The 18,299-nt window shown below is 38.9% G+C and carries 16 protein-coding genes; 3 read left to right on the plus strand and 13 right to left on the minus strand.

The window, feature by feature from the left end:
- Positions 1-52: 52 nt before the first annotated feature.
- Positions 53-253: a cold-shock protein gene (locus QA584_RS21375; protein WP_033165096.1), complete on the minus strand. Its 201-nt coding sequence runs from the start codon at positions 251-253 to the stop codon at positions 53-55.
- Positions 254-701: 448 nt separating this feature from the next.
- Between QA584_RS21375 and QA584_RS21380 the strand changes: the two genes are divergently transcribed.
- Positions 702-1,121 (plus strand): helix-turn-helix domain-containing protein, encoded by a 420-nt coding sequence (locus tag QA584_RS21380; RefSeq protein ID WP_278271135.1) that lies wholly within the window; start codon positions 702-704, stop codon positions 1,119-1,121.
- Positions 1,122-1,326: 205 nt separating this feature from the next.
- On the opposite strand, the gene QA584_RS21385 is transcribed toward QA584_RS21380, so the two are convergent.
- The 5 genes from QA584_RS21385 to QA584_RS21405 form a co-directional block, all read right to left on the minus strand.
- Entirely contained in the window at positions 1,327-1,755 is a 429-nt protein-coding gene (locus QA584_RS21385) for an ACT domain-containing protein (RefSeq protein WP_278271136.1), read from the minus strand.
- 126 nt (positions 1,756-1,881) lie between these two features.
- Complete coding sequence (locus tag QA584_RS21390) at positions 1,882-3,180, minus strand: phenylacetate--CoA ligase family protein (RefSeq protein WP_278271137.1); 1,299 nt, start codon at positions 3,178-3,180, stop codon at positions 1,882-1,884.
- A 94-nt stretch (positions 3,181-3,274) separates the two neighbouring features.
- Positions 3,275-3,856 (minus strand): indolepyruvate oxidoreductase subunit beta, encoded by a 582-nt coding sequence (locus tag QA584_RS21395; protein WP_278271138.1) that lies wholly within the window; start codon positions 3,854-3,856, stop codon positions 3,275-3,277.
- Between the two features lie 4 nt (positions 3,857-3,860).
- On the minus strand, positions 3,861-5,600 hold the full coding sequence (gene iorA / locus QA584_RS21400) for an indolepyruvate ferredoxin oxidoreductase subunit alpha (RefSeq protein ID WP_278271139.1): 1,740 nt from the start codon (positions 5,598-5,600) through the stop codon (positions 3,861-3,863).
- A gap of 297 nt (positions 5,601-5,897) precedes the next feature.
- Positions 5,898-6,182 (minus strand): DUF1294 domain-containing protein, encoded by a 285-nt coding sequence (locus QA584_RS21405; protein ID WP_278271140.1) that lies wholly within the window; start codon positions 6,180-6,182, stop codon positions 5,898-5,900.
- A gap of 621 nt (positions 6,183-6,803) precedes the next feature.
- On the opposite strand from QA584_RS21405, the gene QA584_RS21410 reads away from it, so the two are divergent.
- Positions 6,804-7,901, plus strand: a complete 1,098-nt coding sequence (locus tag QA584_RS21410) for a DUF6709 family protein (RefSeq protein WP_278271141.1) — start codon at positions 6,804-6,806, stop codon at positions 7,899-7,901.
- A 331-nt stretch (positions 7,902-8,232) separates the two neighbouring features.
- On the opposite strand, the gene QA584_RS21415 is transcribed toward QA584_RS21410, so the two are convergent.
- Positions 8,233-9,747: an L-fucose/L-arabinose isomerase family protein gene (locus tag QA584_RS21415; RefSeq protein ID WP_278271142.1), complete on the minus strand. Its 1,515-nt coding sequence runs from the start codon at positions 9,745-9,747 to the stop codon at positions 8,233-8,235.
- A 161-nt stretch (positions 9,748-9,908) separates the two neighbouring features.
- On the opposite strand from QA584_RS21415, the gene QA584_RS21420 reads away from it, so the two are divergent.
- Positions 9,909-10,775 carry an AraC family transcriptional regulator gene (locus QA584_RS21420; protein ID WP_278271143.1) on the plus strand — a complete coding sequence of 289 codons (867 nt, stop codon included), beginning with the start codon at positions 9,909-9,911 and terminating at the stop codon, positions 10,773-10,775.
- A 6-nt stretch (positions 10,776-10,781) separates the two neighbouring features.
- Here the strand turns inward: QA584_RS21420 and QA584_RS21425 are convergent, their stop codons facing one another.
- The 6 genes from QA584_RS21425 to preA form a co-directional block, all read right to left on the minus strand.
- Positions 10,782-12,002, minus strand: a complete 1,221-nt coding sequence (locus QA584_RS21425; RefSeq protein WP_278271144.1) for a Zn-dependent hydrolase — start codon at positions 12,000-12,002, stop codon at positions 10,782-10,784.
- Positions 12,003-12,199: 197 nt separating this feature from the next.
- Positions 12,200-12,628: a hypothetical protein gene (locus QA584_RS21430; RefSeq protein WP_278271145.1), complete on the minus strand. Its 429-nt coding sequence runs from the start codon at positions 12,626-12,628 to the stop codon at positions 12,200-12,202.
- A 122-nt stretch (positions 12,629-12,750) separates the two neighbouring features.
- A complete protein-coding gene (locus QA584_RS21435) occupies positions 12,751-13,854 on the minus strand; it encodes an iron-containing alcohol dehydrogenase family protein (protein ID WP_278271146.1) in 1,104 nt (367 codons plus the stop codon).
- A gap of 295 nt (positions 13,855-14,149) precedes the next feature.
- Positions 14,150-15,478, minus strand: coding sequence for an aminotransferase class III-fold pyridoxal phosphate-dependent enzyme (locus QA584_RS21440; protein ID WP_278271147.1), 1,329 nt, complete (start codon positions 15,476-15,478; stop codon positions 14,150-14,152).
- Positions 15,479-15,492: 14 nt separating this feature from the next.
- A complete protein-coding gene (locus tag QA584_RS21445) occupies positions 15,493-16,662 on the minus strand; it encodes a PucR family transcriptional regulator (RefSeq protein ID WP_278271148.1) in 1,170 nt (389 codons plus the stop codon).
- A 103-nt stretch (positions 16,663-16,765) separates the two neighbouring features.
- Positions 16,766-18,259 carry an NAD-dependent dihydropyrimidine dehydrogenase subunit PreA gene (gene preA, locus QA584_RS21450; protein WP_278271149.1) on the minus strand — a complete coding sequence of 498 codons (1,494 nt, stop codon included), beginning with the start codon at positions 18,257-18,259 and terminating at the stop codon, positions 16,766-16,768.
- Positions 18,260-18,299 lie beyond the last annotated feature (40 nt).

Below are 18,299 nucleotides of genomic sequence, written 5' to 3' on the forward strand. Positions count from 1 at the left end.
TCATTCTTAAAATTTATATATATAGAAAAAGGTACACTGAAAACTTTGTTGATTATAATTTAGTTACGTTAGTAGCCTGAGGTCCTTTAGCTCCTTGAACAACATCAAAAGCAACTTCTTGTCCTTCTTCTAAAGACTTGAAGCCATCCATGTTAAGTCCTGAGTAATGTACGAATACATCGTTGCCTTGTTCGTCAGAGATAAATCCAAAACCTTTTTGATTGTTGAACCATTTTACTGTACCTTTGTTCATGATAATTCCTCCAAATAAATTAAAATTACTGTTACATATAGTGACAGTTATATCTATTGCATCTAATGCAACACATTAATCATATCACTATTTATCCATTCTGTCAAATATTATTTTGTAGATTTTCATGCGAAAATATACATTTTTCATTTATTTTTTGTTTGAATTTTTCTTATTTTTTATATATTATTTAAATAGATTCATATTATTAATATTTTTTTGTAGAAAACAGTCAGATATCGGCTAAAGCTACATTTTGTTGCTTTATCAGAAATTTTTTAATCAAATTGGTATAATAGTTTAATTGATATATCGTAACTTAGTATTAATTATTACTCAAGTATAACATTTTCCCTATTATCATACGAATATAATAATTGAATACTTTAATACAATCTATCAGCTTTCAATCAATGGAAAAGCATATAAATTCGTAAGGGGGTTTGGCATGTCTGAATTATTATTGAAAGACAAATTGCGCGAATTGCGTACCAGAATGCATTTAACCCAGAGTAAAGTCGGCCAATATCTAAATATGACGCGGCAGGGTTATGCTCATTATGAAGCAGGCTTACGAAACCCGGATTATCTGACATTGCTGAAATTATCTAAGTTATATCAAGTTGACATAGGGGAATTGATCAATAACCACACGACCCCCATCGTCCATGAGACACTGCATGAGAATGTGGACTATACGATAAAGCCGGCAAATATAAAGCAAAATGCCGTACCTCCCCGTGTAATACAGCTCACCAGTGATGAAAAGAAATTATTTAATCTATATGGCAAGTTGAGCCCATCCGAAAAAAAAGAGTTTCTAGATATGTTGGAGTTAAAAGTTAATGAAATTAAAAAGCCCAAATAATCAATGTCTGAATTTAATATCTTTAATGAATTATTTAGTTTAAGCTGCTGTAAATAAAAGTGTTTCTGCGCAGAATAAAATGGATTAGTATTCCAATTATTTTCACACTATAACCTTTTGTATTACAGCAGCTTTTTAACTAATGGTATATTCTCTGACAGCTTTAATAAAAGTAAGAAACTACAGCTGCCATTTATATCAAGGCTTAATTTATACTATATGCTTCTTCTGCTTTTAACATATCGAAATTGCTTTGCCGCAAGGTCTCAAGGGCTTTATTCACATCTGAAACCTTCAATATCATGGAGCCGATCTCACTTGAGGATAATGCATACATATACTCAACACTGATGCTGTCTTTTGCAAGGGTTTTAAACAGCTGATGCAGCATACCTACTTTATGGGGCAGCTTAACTGCTATAACATCTGTCAGATTAGCAGAAAAACCGGATTCTTTTAACACTGTCCTGGCTCTTTCCGGTTCCGATACGATCAAACGGAATATTCCATATTCTGAGGTATCCGCTAAACTGGCAGAAATAATATTAATATTATTCTCATCCATTGTCTCCGTCACCTTCTCAAGCCTTCCTGCCCTGTTTTCAATAAATACCGATAGTTGTTTAATTAACATATTTAATCACCTTCTCCCGTTTTCAGTTTCCTATAAAAATATCAATAAAACCCAATGGCTAAACCTAACGATATCTAGACTAATTTACGTTTATCTATAACACGTTTGGCGAAGCCTAACGCATGTCTAGACTAATTTACGTTTATCTATAACACGTTTGGCTTTTCCTTCACTTCTCTCAATGGTCTTCGGCTCCACGAGTTTTACCTTAACAGCCAGTCCAAGTGCTGCCTGAAGGACATGTGCGATCTTCTTCGTCAGATTCTCCAGTTCTTTAATTTCATCAGAGAAAAAACGTTCCTCGACTTCTACCCATACTTCCAAAATATCCAGGTTATTTACACGGTCTACTATTAATAAGTAATGGGGACTGGTCTCTCCGATTTCAAGTAAAGCAGCCTCCACCTGGGAAGGAAATACGTTAACCCCACGGATAATTAGCATATCATCTGAACGTCCTTTGAATCTTGAAATGCGCGCTAATGTTCTACCGCATTCACATTTATCATATGTAATGCTGGTTAAATCTTTGGTGCGGTAACGGAATAAAGGCAAAGCTTCTTTTGTAACAGTTGTAAATACCAGTTCACCTATTTCTCCTTCTGCTGCCGGCTGTAAAGTATCCGGATTAATAATCTCTGGAATAAAATGATCCTCATAGACATGTAGTCCGTTATGATACTCACAATCGGCCGCAACACCGGGTCCCATGATTTCACTTAAACCATAAATATCATAAGCTTTGAGACTTAGTTTAGATTCGATCTCCCGCCGCATATTTTCAGTCCAGGGTTCAGCACCAAGAATTGCAGCTTTTAACTTGATTTTATCCAGCTTTCCAGCTTCCTCCAGCGTTTCTGCAATGTGAAGTAAATAGGAAGGGGTACAGGCAATCGCTGTACAGCCGAAATCCTCCATCATAGTAATCTGTTTTTTCGTATTGCCGGAGGACATGGGAATAACTGTTGCTCCCAGGTTTTCTGCACCGTAATGCAGCCCTAAACCACCTGTAAATAAACCATAACCATAGGATACCTGGATTTTATCCTTCTTACCAATACCTGCCATTGCAAGTACTCTTGCAACGCATTCCTGCCAGTGTTCAATATCCCTTCTGGAATACCCAACAACGGTAGCCTTTCCGGTAGTTCCGGAGGATGCATGGATTCTAACTACCTCTGACTCAGGAATTGCAAATAATCCAAAAGGATAATTATCCCTTAAATCATTCTTAGTCGTAAAGGGCAGTTTATTTAAATCTTCGATACCCTTAATATCTCCGGGTTCCAGCCCCAGCTGCTGCATTTTCTTACGGTAAAATTCTACATTGTGATAAACTCTGTCTACCATTTTTTTAAGTCTGGCACTTTGAAGATTGCTCATCTCATCCCGGCTCATACATTCTTTTGTTTCATTCCATATCATACATTAATCCTCCTCATCATTTGTCTTACTTCCGTTTGCCATTAAGGTTTAAGTACTTTTTTTTGTTACTACGAATTTCCTATACTGCACCTGACTATGCACCGGCATGCAGATTATATCCTGCTTCAAATGCCTGCTTATTCACTTGTACCGTCTTTGACGGCACGGTATTTTCAATTACATGTAACCAGTCTTCTTTGGTAAAGTTCATGTGTTTGGCCGCTACCCCTAAGATTACTATGTTAAAAGTCCTGGTATTCCCCAATTTTTTGGCTTCCTCCATAGCATCCACTTGTATTACCTTGTATTTTTCCATCAGATTTTCTATGATATCCTCGGGGTAATTGGCTGAACCAATTACTACCGGCATAGGATCTATACGGTGGTTATTTACAATAATAACCCCATCTTCTTTCAGAAAGTGAGCATACCGCAGTGCTTCCAGCTTTTCAAAAGCAATCAATACGTCTGCCTGACCGGCTTCTACTATGGGTTCATAAACCTTCTCCCCGTAGCGCACAAAGGTTACAACACTTCCCCCTCTTTGTGCCATCCCATGTACTTCTGATAATTTCACGTCAAAACCTGCACCCAGGGTAATTCCGCCAAGGATTCGGCTGGTAAGCAAGGTTCCCTGTCCACCTACGCCGACTATCATAATATTCTTTGTCTTCATGGCATTATACCTCCACTTTCTCTATGGCATTAAACTTACAGGAGCCATAACACAAACCGCAGCCATTGCACATGGTATCATTAATCCAAACGGTTCCATCCTGATTTTTCGTTATTGCAGGACATCCGGGTTTTAGGCACATACCGCATTTTTTACAGGCTGACGGTATTGCTCTATATTGACTGGTTATTTTCTTCTTATTCAACAACACACAGGGTGCTTTTGTAATAATAACGGAAATTTCCTCTCTGGCAGTCTCTTCTTTTAAAACTTTTGTAAGCTTATCCGTATCAAAGGCGGGCACTACCTCCACATGTTTAACACCGATTGCTTTACATAATGCTTCCAGGTCAATGGAATAGGTTGTCTCCCCCATTAAAGTCTTACCGGTGGCTGCATGATCCTGATGACCTGTCATTCCCGTGGTAGAGTTATCCAATATTAAAACGGTTCCGGTGCTCTGGTTATATACCATATTCATCAGTGAATTAATACCCGTATGCATAAAGGTGGAATCTCCAATCACCGCCACCCAGTTTTTAATATAAGCTTTGCCCCTGGCCTTTTCCATGCCATGAAGGGAACTAATGCTGGCACCCATACAAATCGTAGTGTCTACCACACTTAAGGGTGCAACAGCACCTAATGTATAACAGCCAATATCTCCGGCACCATGCAGTTTCAATTTATTCATAACGGAAAATACACTTCTGTGAGGACATCCTGGACATAGGATTGGTGGCCTTTGGGGTACCTCAGCAGGTGCTTTTAGGTTAAGGTTTTCCCCGTTAACTGCCGTACGAAGCAGATTGACGCTGTATTCCCCCTGAACCGTAAATATCTCCTTGCCAACAGCCTTAATCCCCCAGGATTTTACCTGTTCTTCAATGACCGGGTCCAATTCTTCCACTATGTATAATTTATCTACGTTATCTGCAAATTCTTCGATTAAATTCCTTGGCAAGGGATTCAGCAATCCTAATTTAAGTACGGAGGCTTCCGGAAATGCTTCTTTTACATATTGATATGGAATGCCAGAGGTAATAAAGCCAATCTGTTTATCCTGATATTCTATACGGTTTACCGGATACTTACACCCTTCCAAAGCCATGGCATTTTCTCTTTGCTCCACTGCCAGATGCCTGAATTTTGCATTTCCCGGCATCATAACATATTTTGCTGTATTTCGTTCGTATACCTTGTCTTCTGGTACTACTCGTTCCTCTAATTCCACCATCCCCTGGGAGTGTGATAATCTGGTAGTACTTCGGACAATTACCGGTGTATCATACTTTTCGCTTAACTCATAGGCAAACTTTATAAAATCCTTGGCTTCTTTACTATCCGCAGGTTCTAATACCGGTACTTTGGCTGCCCTTGCGACTGCTCTGGTATCCTGTTCATTCTGAGAACTGTAAAGACCGGGATCATCGGCTACCACAACCACCAAACCTGCGTTTACTCCTGTATATGCTGCAGTAAACAACGGATCTGCAGCCACATTAAGCCCAACATGCTTCATAGAGGCTAACGCTCTGACTCCGCTTATAGAGGCACCAATTGCTACTTCCATTGCTACTTTTTCATTCGGTGACCATTCGGCATAGATTTCTTTGTACTTAATTATATTTTCACTGATTTCCGTACTGGGTGTTCCTGGATAAGCCGCAGAAACCTTGACCCCTGCCTCATAGGCACCTCTGGCAAATGCTTCATTCCCCAGCATAATTACTTTTTCTTTCAAAATTAAGTCTCCTTTCATCTTTTGAGGTGTTAAGACCTATTATTCATTGTTTATTCCCCAAAATTGCTGTCCTTTGTATAGAATTATAAACCCAATTCTTGTAATTTAAGTTAAATCTAAATTAAATCCAGTTAAAACTATACGTTATATTGAATCATAGCATTTTAGTGCATTTACGCACTAAAGCTTTAGCGTATTAAACAATTATACTATTTCCTAAACTTGTTTTCAATGAACTTTTATATAATTCTTAAAACTCCTAAAGGACTACTCCTCTAAGTCCTGCTTTCTAATTAATCATACAATATGTATATAATATAAAAATGCTGCCAGAACAATCTGGGCAATCAATATAGCCGGCATCCCAAAAACGAAACCAGTGTGTTTTGTTTTATGACGGAAATACTGCATCCCTAATATAGCTCCGGCACTACCTCCGATTACTGCAAGAAGGAACAGTGTTTTTTCTTTTACCCGCCATTGAGCCTTTTTTGCCCGGTGCTTATCAATTCCCATGGCAGCAAAGCCTGCTATATTTATGATAATTAAGTATAAAGTTCCCATAATAGCTATAATCCTCATGTTTAACCCTTTGCATGCCTTAAATAAACAGGTTGAAATAATGTATTTTCTTTCGCTTTGGAAGAATATATTTTTCTTGCAGCCTATGAAAAAACCTATTGCGGCACCCTTTCAATTCTTATATTTTCCTTAGTTCCTTTCTAATCTTTAGTTATTATTTTACTCTGCTCTCTTTATAATGTCCAGCAAATTGGAAGAATTTTGTTATTACTGCCTAACCATGTCTCAGTCCTTATCATAGTAAGCTTATAGCCTGCAAAACCTGGGAATCAGCAATAGCAATATGCCGAGAATTGGCACGAAAGAGAAGGCGGATGCAAACCTGTTGGATAGTAAAACACCCAGACTGATCCTTCGCTGGTTTTGGCCAAAAGACTGAAGGGATTTACATTAAAATCCATTTTAGGAGCGGAATGGATTTTCCAGTCAAAAGAATGAAACTATACTCCTAGACAAAATATCTTGACATCCAATCTTTTCTATTTTACTATTAATTCTAAGAGTGCTGTTAACAAATTCACAGACTATTATATTCTACCATGAGCCTGGAATTATAACGGCATTTTTAATTTCAGAAGAAAAGGGTCAAGGTAGTCAAATACCTTGAAAAGGGATTGGGAAATGTTTAATGAATTAAAACGACTATCTATGAAAAAGGTAACAGGCTTCATCACACTGGGCATTGCTGCGATTATTATCTTATCCGCAATATTTGGTTCCGATGCCCTCAAACTGTTCAAAGGACCGGCAGATTTGGATTCTCTGTCTGCGGACGAACTGAATAACACCTATACCAAAGGCGAAATAAAAGCTCTGTACGATTCCTTTGGAGAGTATTACTCCAAGAATGACGACGGCTCAGATGATGTCCAGTCAAGATATTATGTGGTTCCTTTTGGGGATAAATATTATGCACTCAAGGTAAGCAAACGGGATTTTGGAATTGCAGATAAAATCAATAACGAAACTTATGAATACTTATTAGGAGATCGCGAAACTTTGACTACCACCATGGCGGTTCAGGGCACCTTTACTGAAATGGACGCAGACGCCTCCGATTATTATTATGAATGGTTTGAGTCTGCCGGTCTGATGGAAGGTTATACTCCGGAAGATTTTAAAGAGGTTGCACTTCCCTATGTACTCACGGTTGACCAGATTGGACAATTAGATGAGACAACACTTTATGTTATTTTAGGATTAATTGGACTCGTACTTATTTCAGTGCTATTTCTCCTAATTAAAGGGTTATCCGGCGGGTATTTATCTTCAATCAAGAAATATGTAAAGGCAAATGAAGGCACCCTGAGTTTAGAACGGCTTGATCACGATTTTGCTAATGCAGTCCAGGTAGAACATGTAAGAATCGGCGAAAGCTTTTTATACTTTTTTACTGGGTTTTATGCCAAAATCCTCAACCATAATGATATTATCTGGGCTTATTTAGAAGAAATCACCCATAAAACCAATGGCATAAAAACAGGGGTTACAAAATCCTTAATTATTTATACCAGAAAAAAGAGGAAATTCACAATATCTATGAAATCTGCTGCTTATGTTAATGATGTTCTGAAAGTTCTTGCACAGAATCAGCCTCATATAGTTATTGGTTACAGTGATGATCTGAAAAAATGTTTCAATAAGGATTTTGAAACCTTTGTTAAAATCCCCTATATGCATGAAGCTGCTGCTTCCAGTGAAGACAATACAGAAGCTTAAATATTGGGTTGTAATCTACTTGTAGCTATTGTAAAATTACAGATTTTGTATACATTACAGGTTTTATTTATTTGCGTGTTTTGCATACTTGCTGATTTTGCATGATTTCAGTTTTTGCATACTTACAGGTTTTGAATACATACAGTTTTTGCATACTTATAGGTTTTGAATATATACAGTTTTTGCATATTTACAATTTTTGTATTCTTACAGGTTTTACACATATGCAGGTTTTGAACCTGAGTTAAGAAGAGGCTGCTGCAAACTTATCAGCTAACAGAATTGGCTTAGAATAAGAATTATATTATGCAGCAGCGTCTTTTCTATATTTTCACTTATTTAGGATTATATGTTTTATAGTAAGCAGATCGGCTGTTTTGTCTAAAACAGACGCATTATGTCCTATTGACATGGCAAAATGGTGGGTCGGTGCTTCCGCAAACCATTCTGTCATGTAAGTATCCGGATCTTTTTTAAACCTGACGGGTGTCTGGGTATTTCCGATGGTCATGATAGCACCGTCAGTTGATTCCGCTTCACTGGTTATCATTTTTAGCCTGCCATCACAGGTCTGAGTCATATTCAGGGTCGTTATATTACCAGTACGTACCTTTGCTTCTACAGAAACTCCGGTTCCCTGCTTTCCGTGATAAAGTCCTAACCCTCTAAGAATTGGTTTTCCTTTGGCAATCCCGATATGGAATGGACCATCATGACCTAAAAGGATGGTTCCGTCTAAATAATCTGTCACTACGATTTCACAGAAGCTTCCGCCTGTCCCCAGGATATCACAGATTTTCATCGCCAGGGCAGTCTTTAAATCTCCCTCGCCGGAACAAGGTATTCCTTTTGCCGTAAGCAGGGAATGCCCTACAATAAATCCACTCTGTAATTTCTCATATTCTCCTCCTGGTACCCCGTGATAGTAATAAGTCAGGGCATCCAGATTATAAGCCTTAACCAGCCTTTCCTGCGCCGCCGCTACCTTGGCTGACCAATAGAGCTGTTCTTCTGTCGGTTTTTTCGCATTTGGATCTGCTTTAGAATCCCCACTGATTTCAAAGATATCATAAATTTCATTTATTTTATCCTGTATTTCCTCTTCTGTTACCAAGTTCAGCTGACGATCCAGCTCACACATCTCCAGAACTTCGATATGAATACCGGTCTGAGCCTGAAGCATGGTAAAATCACTGTACATATCAAGCATTCCGCTGTAGGTATTGCCCAAAAATCCAAATCTTGCATGGTTTAATGCACGTTTTACAGATGCAGCTTTAATCCACTCTTCCATCTCTTTATATGCCTTTATGGCTTCCGGTCTGTCAGCAGTTACTTCATCCGTTAAGGATAGATCCGGTGTCCTTATAAGTCCTAATAAACCATTAATTACCCGGAACTTAATACCTGCCCGGTTAAAGGCATTAGAAATTTCCGGTACCCCACAGGCTCCACAGTGGGCCAGCCATTCACCAGTCGTTGTTCTCCTGTAATTAATCCTTGCTGCCGGCTGCAGGTTAAGAACCACCACCGGAGCTTTGCAGACCTGATGAACGGGCAGTACGCAGTCACTGGTGACATAGGTTCCACTATGGCAGAAAATTAAGTCCACATTATTTCCGTTGAAATAATCTCCTGCGCTCAGCCCCGAATCCGCCGTATCTACGAGTCCAAAATTAAAGATCGAAGTTCCTGTCATCCCTTCTAGTTTACTTTCAATGAATTTTCCGTATTCCAGCAAACGCTCCTTTAAACCTGGAAACTGATTCCAGTAGTGTTTCAAACCCACGGTATAAAGACCGATTCGAGGCTTTTTCACTTCTTTGATATGCGTTAATTTTTCCATGACGAATTCCTCCCAAATATTATTATCTTGCAACACTAAACTAATATTGATATACTGATTATATCAGTATTATTAGCAGTATACATCCAATAATATTGGGGTTAAATAACAGTATTTTGCTGTAATCACTCAACAGTCCCAGAAAGGAAAATCAATTGTTAATGAACGAATATTTGGAGCGTATTTCCCTAACCTTGTCTAAGGATTCCATACGGCTTATTGAAACTGCCGGCCAGACAGCGAAAAATAACTATCTGTATATACAGGAAGCGGGATATTTTAAAACTCAGTATCCTTATTTTACGGAACGTAAGAACCTGAATTCCTTCCTATTGGTATATACCTTATCCGGCAAGGGTAATCTGCGATATGAAGGCAAGGAATACCAGTTAGGGAAAGGCAATATCTTTCTAATCAACTGTTTGAATCATCATTATTATGAATCCTCCAAAGATGACCCCTGGGAAATCCTATGGGTACACTATAATGGCTGGAATGCATCCATCTACTACGAAGAAATGACTGAAAATGGTTTTTCAATCCTGACTCCAGATAATTCCTTTCTTATAGAAAGCAGTATAAAGCGAATCCTATCCCTTCATCAGAAAAAAGAGGTCCACCGGGAGCGTATTACCAACAGTCTCCTTGTCACTCTGCTGACGGAACTGGTTTTGCTCAGTATGTCTGGAGATTCCTTCAGCCATACTATGCCCCAATTCATTCGTGGAATAAAAAATAAGCTGGATCAAGAATACCTCAGCCATATTACGTTAAATAACCTGGCGGCAGAATTTAGTATTAGTAAGTTCCATATGGCAAAGGAATTTAAGAAATATACCAAAACCACGATCCATGAATATCTTATTGATCGGAGAATCAGCCATGCCAAAGAATGGCTGAAATATTCCGACCTGTCTGTTTCAGAAATTGCATATGGCTGCGGAATGAATAATATAAGCCACTTTATAAATTTATTTAAAGCCAGAGAAGGGGTAACTCCTATGGTTTTCCGAAATGAATGGAAATGAGCGGAATTAATTCTTATCAATTTCTAACAGGGTCTGCAACAGAACATTGGCACCTTTGAAACAGTTTTCAATGGGTGTGTATTCGATTTCACAGTGGCTGTGACCTCCAACACTTGGAACAAATATCATAGTCGTAGGTATGATATCGGTTATAAACTGAGCATCATGTCCCGGTCCGCTGTACATTCTCTTTGTAGTATAGCCGTAAGCTTTTGCATTCTTCTCAACATAGTCTACGAATTCTGTATAAAAAGAAACCGTTGCCCGTGACCAGGCTTCGTTATAGCTTACCTTACATTTTTCAACTTCCTCAGGAATTGCTTTTATGATAGCCAGAACCTGTTTAATAACCTCAGGGTCCTGATGTCTGGCATCCAGTGTAAATTTCACCACATCCGGAATTATAGTATGGATATTCGGGTGGGCCGATATTTTACCTGTAGTATAAACTAATTTACTATCCAGCTTATCCAGTTCCTCATGTAGATACTGTATTGTCTTTACAGCCGCATATAGTGCATCTTTCCGGTATTTCATAGGGGTAGTGCCTGCATGACCGGCCTGACCGTAAAAGGTGAATTCATAATTAATCATACCACACACACCTTCAACCACACCAATATCGATACCTTCTGCTTCCAAAACCGGTCCCTGCTCTATATGAAGTTCTACTAAAGCGGCGTATTTATCAGGTGACATACGGTTTAATGCATCTCCCATGTATCCGCTGGCTTCCAGGGCTTCCTTAAAGGTCACTCCTTCCGTATCTTTGGAGGCAAGCATTTTTTCTTTATCGAATTTACCGGTAATTACACCGGAGGACATCATAGCCGGTTCAAAACGAGCGCCTTCTTCATTGGTCCAGATTACTACGGTTAATGGATGGCGATGAGGGATTTTCTCAGTAATAATGGTCTCCACGGCTTCTAACGCTGTAAGTACCCCGAGTATACCGTCATAATTACCGCCCTGCCGTACAGAATCTGCATGGGAGCCTGACATGATAGCCGGTAAATCTTCTTCTCCTGGAATTGTGGCATAGATATTAGCCATGTCATCCGTTACAATTTTCATACCTAAAGCTTCACATCTTTTACAAAATTCCGCCCTTGCCGCTAGGGCTTCTAAGGATAAGGAAAACCTGGTTATTCCACCATTTCCCGTATCACCAAATTTTGAAAATGTCTTGATTTTATCCTCTAATCTTTCCTGGTTGCAGCTAATCATAATAAAACACATCCTTTCCTGCTGTTATTTAGTACTACAAACTACAATTAATCCTATTCTGCACATCTCAGACTTTGCCTGCTTAAACTTTGTCTGCTTAAACTTTGTCTGCGCAAACCTTGCCTGCTTAAACTTTACCTACTCAATCTCCGCCTGTTCGAACTGTTCAAACTCTTCCGTCACAGACTCTTCCAGTCTCAACCTCTGCCAGTCGAGGGGTTCTTGCTTTTCTGCTCCGGTATACGGCAGCACCGTTCTAAAAGATTCTTCATATCCTCATCTGTCACATAAAAAGAAATTTCAGATTTTTGGTCTTTTCCTTCTATAACAAGTGTAAATTTATCATCCCAGTCCTGCATATAAATAGTTTTAACCGTATTCTCATTTAGATTTTGTTCCCTGCAAAAGTCAAGTAAGCCTTCTGAATATCTGGCATAGGCATACAGTTTACCATCCCAGGGTACCATGAAGTTAAGCTTTTTAATAAAATTATCCTTAAGTTCGATTTCTACATTAACTTCTGATTTGGCCTTTCTCATTTCAAACGATTCAACAGTACGGAAATGGTCCGCCGGGATTAGTCTCGTCAAATCGATCATTTTTTTATTAAATCGTTCATTGGTCATTATATAAATCACCTCCGGAAGGTTTTGCACATTTCTAAGTCTTGCACATTTCTAGATTTTGCGCTTTACCAAATAGTAAGAATATCTGATTTTTTTGTTTCTATAAAGCTTTTCCTGACTTGTTATAAATCAAAAACTGTCTTATATATATGAATTAAATCTTCCTCTGTTGGAATTACGATACAATTCGCTATGTTTTTAGCTTTTATTGCAATGGATGCGAATTCCATGATTTCTTCTTCTGTCAGTTTTTCTTTTTCTCCAAGGAGTTCCATTATAATTTTTTCCAGTTCGGCTAAGTCTTTTAGCTTCATGGCTGTTAATAATGTCTTAATCCGTTCTGGCTTTTCTTTCTCCACAAGTTTTAAGAATTCGGTAATTAAAAGTCCATTGGCTCTACCGTGGTCAATATCTTTAAAATAAGTAAGGGAATAACCCATAGAATGAACTGCTGTTGTACCGGTATGAGCTATAACAATACCACCAAGGGTGGAAGCATATAAAAGCTTGCTTCTGTCTTCTCTGGTAAGCGTAAAGTTTTTAAGGTTTTCAAACTCTTCTGCTATGATGGATATACCCTCTAAAGCAAGTGCATCCGTAAGAACATTGGACCTGTTTGACAGATAACCTTCTACGGAATGGGACAGTGCATCCACTGCAGTATTGATGGTAGTGGTTTTGGAAAGGGATTCCATGTATTTACTGTCTAAAAAAGATACGTCTGGAAACAGGAAGGGTGCAGCCACCGTAGTTTTCGTTTTTGCTGCATCATTGGTCAGAATGGAATATTGGGTAACTTCTGAACCGGTTCCTGCAGTTGTGGGGATAAACACCATGGGAAGTACCTTTTCTTCATATTCACCGGAGAACAGCTTTTCTCTTTTAATATCCTGACTGGCTAAAAGGGCAATGGCTTTGGCGGCATCCATAGGAGAACCGCCTCCGATGGCAATGATAAAGTCTGCATTTTCACTTTTAGCAAGCTCTGCACCTTCGTAAACACAGTCAATGGTGGGATTACTCATTACCTTATCATAGACTGCATATTCCTGACCGTTTTCAGTAAGTGCTTTTGTAACATCTTTTAAGGAACCATTTAAAACCGCAGACCTGCTGCCGGTTACGATTAATGGCTTTTTACCAAGTTTTTTTAGTATTTCAGCATTTTTTATTACACAATCATCACCCATGATTATTTTCGTGGGCATAAAAAATTGTAAATTCATATGAACACCCATTCTTTATTATTATTAATCTCTTTTCATTAATCTTTAATTTGGTAACTTTCTAAAACAAGTTGATATTTACTTTCTTATGATTTATATCTACTGGTTTTTAACTTTTTGTTTTTAACTTTTTGTTTTCATCTTTTTGTTAATATCTTTTTTATTTCTTTTGTTTATATCTTTTTTATCTTTTGCATTTTATTTTTTTTTAGCGTTATTAAAGTCTAAAGTTTTTGACTTCATAAAGCTCTTTAATCCTTCTATTTTTCTCTGTTAATCAGTTATTTGTTTTAAATTATTCCAATATTTCTTTATCTACCTCAGAAAGCACTTCATCCACTTTCTTCAGTTCTTCCCTAATCTGTTCTGACGTAATGATAAGAGGCGGTGCAATTAATATCATATTTTCATGTGAATAGGTCATAAAGCCTTTTTTAGAAAGCCTTCCGATTATACTCTTCATGATTCCTTTCGAATCACCGCCATATGGAACGAGAGCTTCTTTGGTTTCCTTATCCTTAACTAGCTCCACAGCAGAGAATAAACCGATATATCTGACATCACCGACACTTGGATGCTTTTCTTTCAAAGCTTCTAATTCTTCCCCAAGTACTTTGCTTACCTCATTGACATGATCAAGGATTTTCTCATCGTCATAAAATTTAAGACATGCTATTCCGGCAGCACAGGCAAGAGGATGACCACTGTAGGTAAGACCGCAGGAAAGGAAATTATCATTAAAATAGTCTGCTATGTCTTTACTAACCGCAACGCCTCCTAGCTGAACATAACCACAGGTAACGCCTTTGGCAAAGGTAACCATATCGGGCTTTATATCAAAATTTTCAAAAGCAAACATCTTACCAGTTCTTCCAAAGCCAGCCATAACTTCATCACAGATTAACATAATGCCGTAATCATCACAGATTTGCCTGATTCCTTTTAAATACCCCTTAGGCGGAATAATGATTCCGTTGGAACCAGTTATGGTCTCCAGGACAATTGCAGCTACACTATTTGCTCCTTCATAACAAATCTGTTCACGGAGTTTCGATACATAATATTCTGCCGCAGCTTCTTCCGATTCAAAGGGTATCGTTTCACGATAAAGATAAGGGTCAAAGAACTTAACAAAGCCTGGTATGCCCGGTTCTAATGGATATCTTCTTGGTTCACCAGTTAAATTACCAGCTCCGAAGGTAGAGCCGTGATAACTTCTATAACGGGAAAATACTTTGTTCCTACCAGTATACATTCTCGCCATTTTTACCGCATTTTCATTGGCATCAGCACCGCCGTTGGTAAAAAATATCTTACCCATATTATCAGGAAGGCGTTCAATTAACATTTTGGCAAGTTCGCCTCTGGGTTCACTGGCATAGCTTGGGGATATATAACAGTACTGTTCTGCCTGTTCTTTAATGGCATCTATGATATAACGGTTTCCATGACCAACATTTAAGTTAACCAGTTGGGCAGACATATCGGAATACCTGATGCCCTCTGTGTCCCACATATAGATACCCTCTGCTTTTACTATCGGTATGGGGTTTAATCCTCTTTGCTTTGACCAGGACTGCAGTACATAGCCGGTCTGTGTATTTTTAATTTCTTCTGATGTCATATCATCCACTCCAATCATAAATTATTTTCTAAAATTTCTTTAATATTAAAGGCAAGCCAAAGTCTTGCAATTTCATCGTAATCAAGTTTGATTCCCAGGTATTCACGTATCATCTTCATCTTATAATTCACTGTGTTCCGATGGACATTCATCTGTGCGGATACCTTTTGTATGCTTCCGTTATTCTCAAGATAGCATTTTAAGGTATTTAAATAATCCGTGCTGTGGGAAGCGTCATAATTCATAATTTTATTAATGGTATCATTTAGATACCGTTTTAATATTCCTGCATCCTCTACTGCAAATATAAGCTTATATATTCCGGTGTCCTGGTATTTTAATATGGTTTTTTCCAAAAGCCTGGCGGTATTAGAGGCCGTAACTGCCTGCTTATAACAAGCCTGCATCCCTCCGTAACCGATAATCGTATCTGAGATACCGATATAAAACTGAACTGCTTCAAACCTGACTGAGAGTTCCTGACTTACGATTACAGCATGGTTCTCCATCTGAGTGCTGTTAATACCAGATCCCGCTATTACCAGATAATTTTCCTGATTAAAGATACAGATGGGTTTTTCTGCACTGGTCATAATACTTTCTAACTCAAAACGTATGGACTGCCAATCTTCACCGGATATAACAGAACCATTATTTCCCGCCTGTAACAGGAGCAGGCTGTATTCCACATAATTATGGAAGCCTCTGCGGTCTAGGGTCCCGGCATAAGCATCTTTATTTTCCGGGGAAAATATTAAATTTCTAAAAGCTGCGGCAATACTGGTTTCATTTTCTTCATTGGCAATAATTCTATGGCAGAAATCATAGGTAACATCAATTAAGTGGATTTCCCAAGGAACGATGAATAAGGGGAATTCATTTTCGTCACAGTAATTGACTACATATCTTGGTACATTTTTGATATAGGGACCCACATTTAGCACCAGACCAATAGCTCCGTGATTTAATAGACTTTTTACGAAATCCACAATCCAATCCGTTCCAGTGTGGGCGATGCCCGTAGTAAGAATTAGTTCATTGCCATGTAAAAATCCCGGAACCTCACTGTCTTCTACCATATGGACCCATCTTACCAGGCTTTTCATACCGCTTTGACCGGCAATTAGTTTTATATTATAATTCTTTTCCGAATTAGCAAATAATCTGGATAAGGTAATTGCCATATTTACCCCCTTTACACATCGCAAGTTCACTAGCGATACTGCCACATAATAGGATGTGAAACGAGTTTCACAGGTTGTAAGAATCACTTAGGATAAATATCCTTTAGCTTGGTTTTGGCACCCTTCTTCCGCTGCTTATTGCCCCACAGGGGCATACCAGCAGGCAGAGATGACATCCGACGCAGTTTTTAGCAATCAGTTTTGGTCTGTGTTCATGTTCCTCGAACTTTATTGCCTGATGTCCCGCATCCTCACAAGAGATAAAACATCTGCCGCAGCCGATACATTTATTCTTATCTACGATCGGATATGTCAGGGTCGTTCTGTCCAAAAGATCAGGATGAACAAAGCTTTTCAGGGCACTGCCGCATAACTGATGGATACTGTTATAGCCCTGTTCTTTTAGGAAGGCTTTCATACCAAGTATCAGATCGTCGATAATACGGTAACCGTACTGCATAACCGCTGTGGTAATCTGGATATTTTCACAGCCCAGGGCAATAAATTCCGCCGCATCCTGCCAGGTTTCAATTCCGCCCATACCGCTTATCGGTACGCCCTTTAGCTGTTCATGGCTTGCCAAATCATGGATGAATCTTAACGCCACGGGTTTTACAGCCTTGCCGGAATAACCAGATACTGCTGATTTGCCGTTAATATGCGGAGCAGGTGCCATATCATAAAGATTGATACCCGTAATACTTTTGATGGTATTAATCGCTGCGATTCCGTCTGCTCCGCCCTCCATTGCAGCGATTGCCGGAATCTCCATATTACCCAGATTTGGTGTCATTTTGGCCAGAATGGGAAGATGGGTTCCTTTTCTAGTAAATTCAGTATAGCGTTTAACAAGCTCCGGCGACTGTCCTACATCTGCCCCAAGTCCATGCGCCGACATATGGGGACAGGAAAAATTACATTCGATGATATCAACTCCGATATCCGTTACGGCCTTGGCTAGTTTCGTCCACTCCTCCTCGGTCTGACCCATTATGGAAGCGACAATGATTTTCTCCGGGAAATCTTCTTTTAACTTTTTTAAATACATCAGATTCTCTTCCAGGGAATGTTCTGCTATCTGTTCCAGATTCCGAAAACCAATAAAAGGTGTTCCTTCCTTATTGGTGGCTGCAAATCTTGGCGATACCTCTTCCGGCTGTAAAAACCCTATGGTTTTAAAAACAATACCGCCCCAGCCGGCCCTTAATGCATTGGCACACATTTCATAATTACTGGCAACCACAGAGGAAGAAAGGAAAAAGGGATTTTCACAGGTGATACCGCAAAATTCAACAGATAAGCTCACCTCCTTTAAATCAGTCACCTTACTTTCTATATGTTCTGCCATATCCCGTATCCGTATGGGATAATCGTAATGAATGCAGGCTTTCTCACAGGGAGCATCACAGTTCTTACATTGGTCTTTTATAATTTTACCAAAATCATTCTTCGTATTTTCAAATCTCACCGACCGGATAAATCCAGCCGGATCAAAGCCTTTCTCACAGGCTTTGGTGCAAGCCGGCAAATAGCAGAGGAGACACCTGGCGGCTTCACTGGCTAAAAATTGTTTTGAATATGATTTGTTTACCGGCATAAATTTACCTCCTGGTCTATTGCTTTATTTCTAGGTTATC

Origin of the sequence: Anaerocolumna sp. AGMB13025, assembly GCF_029689925.1 — a bacterium.
Classification (GTDB): domain Bacteria; phylum Bacillota; class Clostridia; order Lachnospirales; family Lachnospiraceae; genus Anaerocolumna.

Coding starts and splice junctions, on each gene's coding strand:
- QA584_RS21375 (WP_033165096.1), bottom strand. CDS start 253: ATGAACAAAGGTACAGTAAAATGGTTCAACAATCAAAAAGGTTTTGGA.
- QA584_RS21380 (WP_278271135.1), top strand. CDS start 702: ATGTCTGAATTATTATTGAAAGACAAATTGCGCGAATTGCGTACCAGA.
- QA584_RS21385 (WP_278271136.1), bottom strand. CDS start 1,755: ATGTTAATTAAACAACTATCGGTATTTATTGAAAACAGGGCAGGAAGG.
- QA584_RS21390 (WP_278271137.1), bottom strand. CDS start 3,180: ATGATATGGAATGAAACAAAAGAATGTATGAGCCGGGATGAGATGAGC.
- QA584_RS21395 (WP_278271138.1), bottom strand. CDS start 3,856: ATGAAGACAAAGAATATTATGATAGTCGGCGTAGGTGGACAGGGAACC.
- QA584_RS21405 (WP_278271140.1), bottom strand. CDS start 6,182: ATGAGGATTATAGCTATTATGGGAACTTTATACTTAATTATCATAAAT.
- QA584_RS21410 (WP_278271141.1), top strand. CDS start 6,804: ATGTTTAATGAATTAAAACGACTATCTATGAAAAAGGTAACAGGCTTC.
- QA584_RS21415 (WP_278271142.1), bottom strand. CDS start 9,747: ATGGAAAAATTAACGCATATCAAAGAAGTGAAAAAGCCTCGAATCGGT.
- QA584_RS21420 (WP_278271143.1), top strand. CDS start 9,909: ATGAACGAATATTTGGAGCGTATTTCCCTAACCTTGTCTAAGGATTCC.
- QA584_RS21425 (WP_278271144.1), bottom strand. CDS start 12,002: ATGATTAGCTGCAACCAGGAAAGATTAGAGGATAAAATCAAGACATTT.
- QA584_RS21430 (WP_278271145.1), bottom strand. CDS start 12,628: ATGACCAATGAACGATTTAATAAAAAAATGATCGATTTGACGAGACTA.
- QA584_RS21435 (WP_278271146.1), bottom strand. CDS start 13,854: ATGAATTTACAATTTTTTATGCCCACGAAAATAATCATGGGTGATGAT.
- QA584_RS21440 (WP_278271147.1), bottom strand. CDS start 15,478: ATGACATCAGAAGAAATTAAAAATACACAGACCGGCTATGTACTGCAG.
- QA584_RS21445 (WP_278271148.1), bottom strand. CDS start 16,662: ATGGCAATTACCTTATCCAGATTATTTGCTAATTCGGAAAAGAATTAT.
- preA (WP_278271149.1), bottom strand. CDS start 18,259: ATGCCGGTAAACAAATCATATTCAAAACAATTTTTAGCCAGTGAAGCC.